This window comes from Acidovorax sp., from assembly GCF_047607405.1.
GTDB lineage: Bacteria > Pseudomonadota > Gammaproteobacteria > Burkholderiales > Burkholderiaceae_C > Acidovorax.
The window spans coordinates 62269-72464 of record NZ_JASGDA010000037.1; the positions used below are offsets into that span (position 1 = coordinate 62269).

General features: G+C 69.8%; 9 protein-coding genes. 4 read left to right on the forward strand and 5 right to left on the reverse strand.

What is annotated here, in order from left to right:
• The first annotated feature begins 23 nt into the window (after positions 1–23).
• The 4 genes from QM569_RS04690 to QM569_RS04705 all read left to right on the forward strand — a co-directional run bounded on the left by QM569_RS04690 (position 24) and on the right by QM569_RS04705 (position 6040).
• Positions 24–2315, forward strand: coding sequence for an FdhF/YdeP family oxidoreductase (locus QM569_RS04690; protein WP_414986063.1), 2292 nt, complete (start codon positions 24–26; stop codon positions 2313–2315).
• Complete coding sequence (locus QM569_RS04695) at positions 2312–2563, forward strand: hypothetical protein (RefSeq protein WP_414986064.1); 252 nt, start codon at positions 2312–2314, stop codon at positions 2561–2563. The genes QM569_RS04690 and QM569_RS04695 overlap by 4 nt, the downstream gene beginning before the upstream one ends.
• A gap of 80 nt (positions 2564–2643) precedes the next feature.
• A complete protein-coding gene (gene fdhD, locus QM569_RS04700) occupies positions 2644–3492 on the forward strand; it encodes a formate dehydrogenase accessory sulfurtransferase FdhD (protein WP_414986065.1) in 849 nt (282 codons plus the stop codon).
• Between the two features lie 28 nt (positions 3493–3520).
• Positions 3521–6040, forward strand: a complete 2520-nt coding sequence (locus tag QM569_RS04705; RefSeq protein WP_414986066.1) for an ABC transporter permease — start codon at positions 3521–3523, stop codon at positions 6038–6040.
• 59 nt (positions 6041–6099) lie between these two features.
• Here the strand turns inward: QM569_RS04705 and QM569_RS04710 are convergent, their stop codons facing one another.
• The 5 genes from QM569_RS04710 to QM569_RS04730 form a co-directional block, all read right to left on the reverse strand.
• Entirely contained in the window at positions 6100–7284 is a 1185-nt protein-coding gene (locus QM569_RS04710; RefSeq protein WP_414986075.1) for an MFS transporter, read from the reverse strand.
• A 245-nt stretch (positions 7285–7529) separates the two neighbouring features.
• Positions 7530–8291 (reverse strand): DNA adenine methylase, encoded by a 762-nt coding sequence (locus tag QM569_RS04715; protein ID WP_414986067.1) that lies wholly within the window; start codon positions 8289–8291, stop codon positions 7530–7532.
• Positions 8182–8499: a Com family DNA-binding transcriptional regulator gene (locus QM569_RS04720; protein WP_414986068.1), complete on the reverse strand. Its 318-nt coding sequence runs from the start codon at positions 8497–8499 to the stop codon at positions 8182–8184. Before QM569_RS04720 ends, QM569_RS04715 begins: the two co-directional genes overlap by 110 nt.
• Before the next feature lie 121 nt (positions 8500–8620).
• Complete coding sequence (locus QM569_RS04725) at positions 8621–8848, reverse strand: hypothetical protein (RefSeq protein ID WP_414986069.1); 228 nt, start codon at positions 8846–8848, stop codon at positions 8621–8623.
• The coding region (locus tag QM569_RS04730; protein ID WP_414986070.1) for a hypothetical protein at positions 8835–10196 on the reverse strand (1362 nt) is incomplete at its 5' end. The genes QM569_RS04725 and QM569_RS04730, both read right to left, overlap by 14 nt.

A 10196-nucleotide genomic window follows, 5' to 3' on the forward strand; every position in this document is an offset into this window, starting at 1 on the left:
TCCGCCTTGAGCAGGAGACCATCATGACGACTGACCAGAAAATCGAGTTCTACAAAGGCCCGGCGGGTGGTTGGGGGGCGCTCAACAGCGTGAAGAACGCGCTGCTGCGCCAGGACATCCCTATCAAGGGCGCGAAGACGCTGCTCTCGGCCAATCAGCCCGACGGCTTCGACTGCCCCGGCTGCGCCTGGCCCGACCGCAACCACCATTCGGCCTTCGAGTTCTGCGAGAACGGTGCGAAGGCCGTGGCGGCAGAGGCCACGGCACGCCGCGTGGACCCGGCCTTCTTTGCCCAGTACACCGTGGCCGAACTGGCCGAAAAGAGCGACTTCTGGCTGGAAGACCAAGGCCGCCTGACCCAGCCCATGGTCTATCACGCGCCCAGCGACCAGTACCGCCCCATCGCCTGGGACGATGCCTTCGCGCTCATCGCGCGGCACCTGAACGCGCTGCCGGACCCGAACCAGGCCATCTTCTACACCTCGGGCCGCGCGAGCAACGAGGCGGCCTTCCTGTACCAGCTCTTCGTGCGCCAGTACGGCACCAACAACTTCCCCGACTGCTCCAACATGTGCCACGAGCCCAGCGGCAGCGGCATGCGCCCGCAGATCGGCGTGGGCAAGGGCACGGTGACGCTGGATGATTTCACCCGGGCCGACGCCATCTTCATCTTCGGCCAGAACCCCGGCACCAACCACCCGCGCATGCTGGGCGAGCTGCGCGCGGCGCACAAGCGCGGCGCGCGCATCGTCAGCTTCAACCCGCTGCGCGAGCGCGGGCTGGAGCGCTTCCAGGACCCGCAGGACAAGCTGGAGATGGTGACCTTCGGCTCCACGCCCATCAGCACGCACTACTTCCAGTTGCGCGTGGGCGGCGACCTGGCGGCCATCAAGGGCATCATGAAGCACGTGATAGAGCAGGAGGACGCGCGCGGCGGCGTGCTCGACCACGCCTTCATCGCCGAGCACACCAGCGGCTTCGATGCCCTGGCCGCCGACCTGCGCGCCGAGGACTGGGCGCTGCTGGAGCAGGAGTCGGGCCTGACCGAAGCGCAGATGCGCGCGGCGGGCGACGTGTACATCGGCGCGGGCAGCGTCATCGCCTGCTGGGGCATGGGCATTACGCAGCACAAATACTCGGTGGCCACCATCCAGACCATCGTCGATCTGCTCATGCTGCGCGGCAACCTGGGGCGCGAGGGCGCGGGCGCCTGCCCCGTGCGCGGCCACAGCAACGTGCAGGGCGACCGCACCGTGGGCATCTGGGAAGCCCCGCCCGCCGCGCTGCTCGACCGGCTGCGCGACGTGTACGGCTTCGAGCCGCCGCGCGCGCACGGTGTCGATACGGTGGAGGCGATCCATGCCATGCTCGAAGGCCGGGGCCGCGTGTTCATCGCCCTGGGCGGCAACTTCGCCGCCGCCACGCCCGACACCTACGAGACCTGGAAGGCGCTGCGCCAGTGCGACCTGACGGTCCACGTGACCACCAAGCTCAACCGCAGCCACATCGTGCATGGGCGCGAGGCGCTGATCCTGCCCTGCCTGGGCCGCACCGAAATCGACATGCAGGCCGCAGGCCCGCAGGGCGTGACGGTGGAGGACTCCATGAGCATGGTCCACATCAGCGTGGGCATCAACCCGCCCGCGTCGCAGCACCTGCTGTCCGAGCCCGCCATCGTCGCGCGCATGGCCGCCGCCACATTGGGCGACAAGAGCCGCGTGCCCTGGCTCTGGCTGATCGAGGACTACGCGCGCATCCGCGACGAGATCGAAAAAGTCTTCCCGCAGTTCGCCGACTACAACGCCCGCATCGCCGTGCCCGGCGGCTTTCGCCTGCGCAACACGGCCAGCGAGCGCGTCTGGGAGACAGAGGGCCGCAAGGCGCGCTTCTACGTCCATCCCGTGCCGCGCGACACGCCCACGCACCGCGCGCGCGAGCGCATGAAGGACCGCATCGTCTTCACGCTGTTCACCGCGCGCTCGCACGACCAGTACAACACCACCATCTACGGCATGGACGACCGCTACCGCGGCGTGTTCGGCCAGCGGCGCGTGCTGTTCATCCACGCCGAGGACATCCGCGCGCTGGGGCTCAAGGACGGCGACTGGGTGGACATCCACACCGTCTGGAACGACGGGCAGGAGCGGCGTGCCGACGGCTTCAGGCTCGTGGCCTACGACATCCCGCGCGGCAACCTCGGCGCCTACTACCCCGAGACCAACCCGCTCGTGCCGCTCTCGGCCGTGGCCGACACGGCGGGCACGCCCACGTCCAAGTCCATCCCCGTGCTGCTCACGCCGCGCGAGGCCGCATGAGCCCTTTGGGCGATGCCATCGTGCGGGCGCTGGCCGAAGAGGGCGCGCCCGTCTCGCTGCCGCGCCTGTCCAAGCGCCTGGGCCAGAGCGGCAGCGCCGTGCTGCGCGAGATGAGCTTTCTGGGCGACGCCGTCCTGGGCGGCCAGCCCGGCCCCGGCTGGGTGCGCGTGTGGCAGGAGGACGGGCGCTGGATGGCCGCTCTTACTGAACGCGGCAGCGCGCGGGGCCTGTCGCACGGTTGCTCCTGAAAGAATAGCTACCAGCGCTTGATGGATAAGCGCTGGAGGCCATTTTGACCATAAATTTCAAGCCCAGTCCGGTGGCGTCCATGCAAGAGCCTTCTTCACCCCCTGAGCACGCCGGCGCCGATGGCGCCCTGCCGCCTGTGCTGGACGTGCCGGCGATGTTCTGGCGTGTTGGCGAGGCTGGCGCAGAAGGCTGGCGCGCGGTGGCTGCCGAGGTGCCCGTGGCCCTGGTCTTCAACGGCATCTCCCACGCGGTGATGATGGCCACCCCGGCGGACCTGGAGGCCCTGGCCATCGGGTTCGCGCTGAGCGAGGGCATCGTCGAGCACCCCGAGGACTGCCGGGGCGTCGAAGCCGCCATCCACGGCGCGGGTACGGTCGACGCCGCTTGCTCCGTGCAGATCGAAATCGCCCCGCGCCAGTTCGCGCGCCTCAAGGAGCATCGGCGCATGCTGGCCGGGCGCACCGGCTGCGGCATCTGCGGCATCGACAGCCTGCAGGCGCTGGACCTGCATCCGGCGCCCCTGCCCGCGCCCGCCTGGCGCGAGCAGCTGGACATGGACACCATCCAGCGCGCCTTCGGTGCGCTGGCGCAGCGGCAGGTACACAACGCACGCACGGGCGCGCTGCACGCGGCCGGCTGGGCCACGCCCGGCGGGCAGTTGACCGACGTGCTGGAGGACGTGGGCCGCCACAACGCGCTCGACAAGCTGCTGGGCCGCCTGGCGCTGGCCGGGCGCTTGGGCGAGCCGGGTTTCGTCGTGATGACCAGCCGCACCAGCTACGAACTGGTGCGCAAATGCGCCCGTCTGGGCGTGCCCGCCCTGGCAACCATCTCGGCACCCACGGGCCTGGCGCTGCAACTGGCGCGCGAAGCGGGCATGCACCTGTGGGGCCTGTGCCGCCCGCCGACCGCCGTTCGCTACGTATAGTCGCCCTGGACCCGAGGAGCAACCATCCATGAACCTGTCCTTCCTGCGCCTGGGCTGGCGCACCCTGGCGCGCGACCTGCGCGCGGGCGAGCTGCGCCTGGTCATCGTCGCCGTCACGCTGGCCGTTGCGGCGCTCACGTCCGTGGGCTTCTTCGCCGACCGCCTGCAAGGCGGCCTGCAGCGCGACGCCCTGCAACTGCTGGGCGGCGACGCCGTGGTCGCCAGCGACAACCCCACGCCCGCCGCCTTCGTCGAACGCGCGCGGGCGCTGGGCCTGCAATCGGTCACCACGCTCGGCTTTCCCACCATGGGCCGCGCCAGCGACGCGCAGGGCGGCGCCAGCAAGCTCGTCGCGCTGAAAAGCGTGCAGCCCGGCTACCCCCTGCGCGGCAGCCTGCGCGTGGCCGACGCGCCCGGGGCGCTCGACCAGCCCACGCGCGACATCCCCGCGCCGGGCACGGCCTGGGTGGATGCGCCCCTGCTCGAATCGCTGGGCCTCGCCATGGGCGACGCGCTGCTGCTGGGCGACGCGCAACTGCGCATCGCCCGCATCATCGCCATCGAGCCCGACCGGGGCGCGGGCTTCATGAGCTTTGCCCCGCGCGTCATGATCAACGAGGCCGACCTGCCCGCCACCGGCCTGGTGCAGCCCGCCAGCCGTATCACCTACCGCTTCGCCGTCACCGGCCCCGCAGCGGCTGTCAAGGCGTTCAACACCTGGGCCGAGGCGGAATTGAAAAAGCCCGAGGTCCACGGCGTGCGCGTGGAGTCGCTGGAGAGCGGCCGCCCCGAAATGCGCCAGACGCTCGACCGCGCGCAGAAATTCCTCAGCCTCGTCGCCCTGCTGGCCGCGCTGCTGTCCGCCGTGGCCGTGGCGCTGGCCGCGCGCGGCTTTGCGGCGGAGCACCTGGACGCATCCGCCATGCTGCGCGTGCTGGGCCAGAGCCAGCGCACCATCGCGGGCGCCTACACGGCGGAATTCGCGCTGGTGGGCCTGTGCGCCAGCGCGCTCGGCGTGGCCTTGGGCTACCTCGTCCACTACGCCTTCGTGCTGCTGCTCGCGGGCCTGGTCGAATCCACCCTGCCGCCGCCCAGCGCCTGGCCCGTGGCCTTCGGCCTGGGCATGGGCCTCACGCTGCTGTTCGCCTTCGGCCTGCCGCCGGTCTTGCAGCTTGCCCAGGTGCCGCCGCTGCGCGTGATACGGCGCGACGTGGGCGGGCTCAAGCCCGCGTCGCTGGCGGTGCTGGGCATAGGGGTCGCGGGCTTCGCGGCGCTGCTGCTGGCCGTCAGCAGCGACATCACGCTGGGCCTGATCGCCGTGGGCGGTTTCGCGGGCGCGGTGGCGCTGTTCGCGGGCCTGTCATGGGTGGCGGTGCGGGTGCTGCGCCGCAGCGTCAACGAAGCGACCGCGCCGCGCTGGCTGGTGCTCGCCACGCGGCAAATCTCGGCCCGCCCGGCCTTTGCCGTGGTGCAGGTCAGCAGCCTGGCCGTGGGCCTGCTGGCGCTGGTGCTGCTGGTGCTGCTGCGCACCGACCTCATCGACAGCTGGCGCCGCGCCACCCCGCCCGACGCGCCCAACCGCTTCGTCATCAACGTCATGCCCGACCAGGCCGACGCCTTCCGGCAGGTGCTGCGCGACCACGGCGTGGCGGGCTACGACTGGTACCCCATGTTCCGGGGCCGCCTCATTGCCGTGAACGGCAAGCCCGTGGGGCCTGCGGACTACACCGACGACCGCGCCAAGCGCCTGGTGGATCGTGAATTCAACCTCTCCAACGCCGCCGAGGCCCCGCCGCACAACCAGATCGTGGCGGGCGCGTGGACGCCCGGCGAAGAGGGCGCCGTCAGCGTGGAGGAAGGCATTGCCGACACCCTGGGCCTGAAGCTGGGCGACCGCCTGCAGTTCGACATGGGCGGCATGCAGAGCGAGGCGCGCATCACCAGCCTGCGCAAGGTGGACTGGGGCTCCATGCGCGCCAACTTCTTCGTGATGTACCCCGTGGCGCACATGAAGGACGCGCCGGTGACCTACCTCGCCGCCTACCGCGCGCCCGAGGTAAACGGTTTCGACAACGCGCTGGTGCGCCAATTCCCCAACATCACCAACGTGGACATGGGGGCCACCATCGCCCAGGTACAGCGCGTGCTCGACCAGGTCATCCGCGCCGTGGAGTTCTTGTTCGCCTTCACCCTGGCCGCCGGTCTGGTGGTGCTGTTCGCCGCCGTCACCGCCACCCGCGAGGAGCGCGCGCGCGAATACGCCATCATGCGCGCCGTGGGCGCCCGCGCCAGCCTGCTGCGCCAGGTGCAGCGCGCCGAGCTGGTGGGCGTGGGCCTGCTCGCGGGCTTCCTCGCCAGCGTGGTGGCCGTGGCCGTGGGCTGGGCGCTGGCGCGCTTCGTGTTCGACTTCACCTGGACGGCCGCGCCCTGGGTTCCGCTGGTGGGCGCGGTGGCGGGCGCGGTGCTGGCGCTGGCGGCGGGCTGGTGGGGCCTGCGCGAGGTGCTGCTGCGGCCCGTGGTGGACACGCTGCGCCGCGCCGCGGAGTGATTTAATCAAAAATGATAGCTACCAGTGCTTATCCAATAAGCGCTGGAGGCCAATTTGACTCAAACATTTGCAGGCTGGGGCAGCACCTTGAACGCCGCCGCCCCCACGGCCAGCATGCCCGCGATGGTGAGCATCACGGCCACGTAAGGGTCCGCGCCGCGCGCGGCGGCCAGCGATGCGGCCACGCCCGTCACCCACTGCATCAGCGCCACGCCCAGGAACAGCGCCATGGTGAACACCGCCATGGCGCGCCCCGTCATGGCCGCCGGGTAGGCCGAGCGCACGTCCGCGTACTGCAGCACCATGTAGCCCGACAGCAGGCCGGTCAGGATGGAGCCGCCCACGTCCAGCCATTCGGCGTGCAGCAGGCCGATGGCGGCGAACAGCGCGGCCAGCAGCAGCGTGAAGCCCACCAGCCAGCGGCGGCGGCGCGCGGGGCCGGGGTCGATGCGGCCGAAGAAGGCGGGCGTGAACAGCGACAGCAGCGACGACAGCATGGCCACGTTGCCGCTGGCCACCAGCGAGTAGCCGTACCGCTCGATGAGCAGCGGCCCGAGCCACAGCCCGCGCAGTGTGAGGAACGAGGCATACGTCATGAGCGCCAGCAGCAGGATGCCCGCCGTGTGCGGCAGCAGGAACAGCGCGCCGAAGCCGCGCACCGCCTGGCCCACCGATTCGCGCGGGGCGGCGTTGGCGGCGGCGGGCTGGGCGGGTTCGCGCACCTTCCAGAAGATCAGCAGCCAGGCCAGCACCGACAGGCCCGCCAGCACGCCGAAGCCCGCGCGCCAGGACGACTGCTGCACCACCCACGCCAGCGGCGTGCCCGTGAACAGCATGCCCAGCCCGCCCACGCCCAGCGCCGCGCCCGAGACCATGGCGAAGCGCTCCGGCGGAAAGTGGCGCGCGATGAACACCGTACACACCAGGAAGGCGGGCGCGCAGCCCACGCCGATGAGCACCTGCCCCAGCAGCAGCGCGCCGTAGCCGGGCGCCAGCGCCGACAGCAGCGCCCCCGCGATGGCGCACGGAAACGCCACCAGCAGCGTGCGCCGCACGCCGTACAGGTCGATGGCGATGCCCATGAAGAGCTGCATGGTGCCGAACGAGAAGGCGAACGCGCCCGCGAACACGCCCAGCGCCTGGGCCGACAGGCCGAACTCCGCGCGCAGCCCCGTGGCGATGATGGCCGTGACGGTGCGGAACGCCGTGCTCAAGGCAAAGCCGGAGACCAGCGCGAGCAGCATGGCCCAGGCGGCGCGGGGGGACAGAAGGGTGGGCACGGCGGTATGTCTCCAGAATGCCGGGCAAGGTTACCCGCACAGCGTGCGCGCCGCTGTCGCCCAGGAAACTGGAGCGCGCCCTCCAATGGCGCGCCGTGCGCTTTGGCACTAAATCACGCCGCCTTTGGCGCTAATTGACGCGGGTTTTGGCGCGAAAAGCGCTAAGGCAAAGAGGCTGTGGATAACTTCCATCCTGCCTGCTGCTGGGTTTAAAGCCTGAAGTTGCTGATCAGCACCTCGGCAGCCTCCTGCTTGCCCTTGCTGCTGGCGCTGATCGTGTACCGGGTCTTCACCGCCTCCATGCGGAAGTTGGCGAAGGTCTCCCGCACCCCTGGCGTGTCGTTCAGGCTCAGGATGAACTTGCCCTTCACGGCCCCCAGAAGGCCCGCCAGGCGCGTGAAATCCTCCTTCCCGAACAACCCCTCGCCATAGTCCTTCTCGCAGTCCCAATACGGCGGGTCGATGTAGAAGAACGTGCCCGGTTTGTCGAAGCGCTGGATCACCTGGTCGTAGGGCTTGTTCTCGATGAACACCCGCGCCAGGCGCAGGTGCGCCTCGCTCAAGTCTTCCTCGATCCGCAACAGATTGAGCCGTGGTGCGCCCGTGGCAGAGATCCCAAAGGTCGGTCGCACGATCCGCGCCCCAAAGCTGCTCTTTGCCAGGTAGAAGAACCGCGCCGCCCGCTGGATGTCCGTCAGCGTGTCCGCTGGCGTCTTGAGGAAGCGGTCGAACTCATCGCGGGCCACCAGCATCCAGCGGAACTGCGCTACCAGCTCCGCCAGGTGGAACTTGACGCACCTGTAGAGGTTGGTCAGGTCCGAGTTGATGTCGTTGATGATCTCGACCTTGCTTTCGGGCTTTTTAAAGAGCACCCAGGCCGCGCCTGCGAACACCTCGCAGTAGGTCTGGTGGGCCGGAATCTTCTCTATGATCCGGTCGGCCAGGCGGCTCTTGCCGCCCAGCCAGGCCAAAGGGCTTTTTGTCGATAGCGTCGTCATTGCTCATTGCATTGGGACGCTCTCGGCGCTCTGGCTTGGGGCTCGGCCCGCCACGATCAGCGGGACTGGCTCTCCAGTGGTTCATGCACCCGCAGCGCGGGCACTTGATCTCTACAACTCCAACGGCGCGGGCCAGCAGCTTGCTGCACCGGCCGCATCTCACTTCTTCCAACATCGGCATCACCTATGATCCGCCCCGCCTGTACAGGTGGCAGGGTCTTTGGTTGATGCCGTGGCAACTCACGGCAAAGACGCTTGCAAGGGGTGTTCCCGCACTCCAAGCATTCGCCCTGTCTTTTAGGCTATGCCTCGCCCTCCACATAGGTCAGCGAAGGCGCGGGGCCTTCGATCAGCCCGTCGCGCACGAACACACGCTGGCCCACGGCAGCGCTGCCCCGGGCCTGCAGCTGGCCGCCGCCAGGCATCGTGAGCGTGGCCACGCCATCGGCGATCGCGGCCACCTCCCCCACCTGCAAGGGGCGGGTCGGCACCAGGTCCAGGAATTGGCGGTAGGGGTTAGTCAGCAGCATGGGTCTCCACTGCGATGGTCTGGCGCAGCGTGGGGCGGCTCCACTCGATGGACGTGCTGCGCACGATGCCCATCACCGTGGTATCACCCATGTGGCGCACGAACTGGCCAGGGACGATCACCCCCAGCTCGGGCAGCACCGGCAGGCGCAGGCAGTAGTGCTCCTGCCGACCGGTATTGCCCAGCTCGGCAATGCCGCGCGCGCGGTGTACGTCGGCGTGGGTGATGAGCGCATGGTTCACCTGGGGCGCCAACGTCGCGCCAGCCGTGCCCGATCGCGTGAAAGGCCCGAACACGCCAGCACCCAGGCCACCCAGATACACCCGGTCGTAGTCCGGCCGATCCACGTACTCCGTGGCCACCACCTCGGCCAACGCGCCGGGAATCTCGAAATCCGGCGTCACACCGCTCCACTCCCAGGGTGCGGACGGGTAGCGCGGCAGCACGCGCAGCACCGCATCCGTTGCATGGGGCTGCACATAGCCGCCAGCCGCCGTGGCGATGTCGTTGATGGCATCGATATAGGTGCCCTGCAGCGCCCAGGCCCCGGCGGGAACCAGCCAGTCCACGATGCCCCAGTCCAGCGTCCAGCCGATCGACACACCGTTGATCGTCAGCGCCTCCTCGGCCAGCTGCTGGGCCGTGCGCTCCTGAGCGTTGGCAAACGACATATCCGGCGCGTAGGGCGCCCCCAGGATCGACGCCAGGCCCTTGCCCGACACCGCCCAGCGCACCTGGGGCAGAAAGCGCCGATCCTTCGCCACCCGCTCCAGCCGCAGGCGGAACTCGATGCCGTTGACCTGCACCGCCAGCTCGGCCGGATCGCCCGCACTGTCGCGGCCCAGGTGCGCAGCCGCATCCGCATGCAGCGACGCCGACCACGACCAGCTCCACGACTGGTAATCCAGCGACATGCTCAAGCCATGGGCATGCAGCTGCGCGCCGGTATCGACGCGATGAATGGTGATGTCGTTGACCACGGAATAAACCTTTCTGATAGGAATGACGACAGCCGCCGCGCCAGGCGCGTCGCCGCCCCCGCACGCAAACACCAGCGCCGTGCTGCCCGTCCACGCGGCGCTGAACACCAGCGCCACCGCATCCCCGGCCGGCGGCGTGTAGCAAGGCTCGGCGCCAGGCGTCACCGCCGTGGTATCGCTGATGCCGATGGGCGGGCGGCGCGCCGCCTGGTAGAGCGCGCGCAGGGCGTGGTGCAGGGTCTGCGCACGGGCGCCCGCGTCGCGCACCAGCACCTGCATGGGCGCGGCGCGCTCCACGCGGGCCAGCACGGTCGCGCGGGCGTGGCGCGCGCCGTCCTGGTAGCGGGCCAGCAGCGGCGGCGCGCGCAG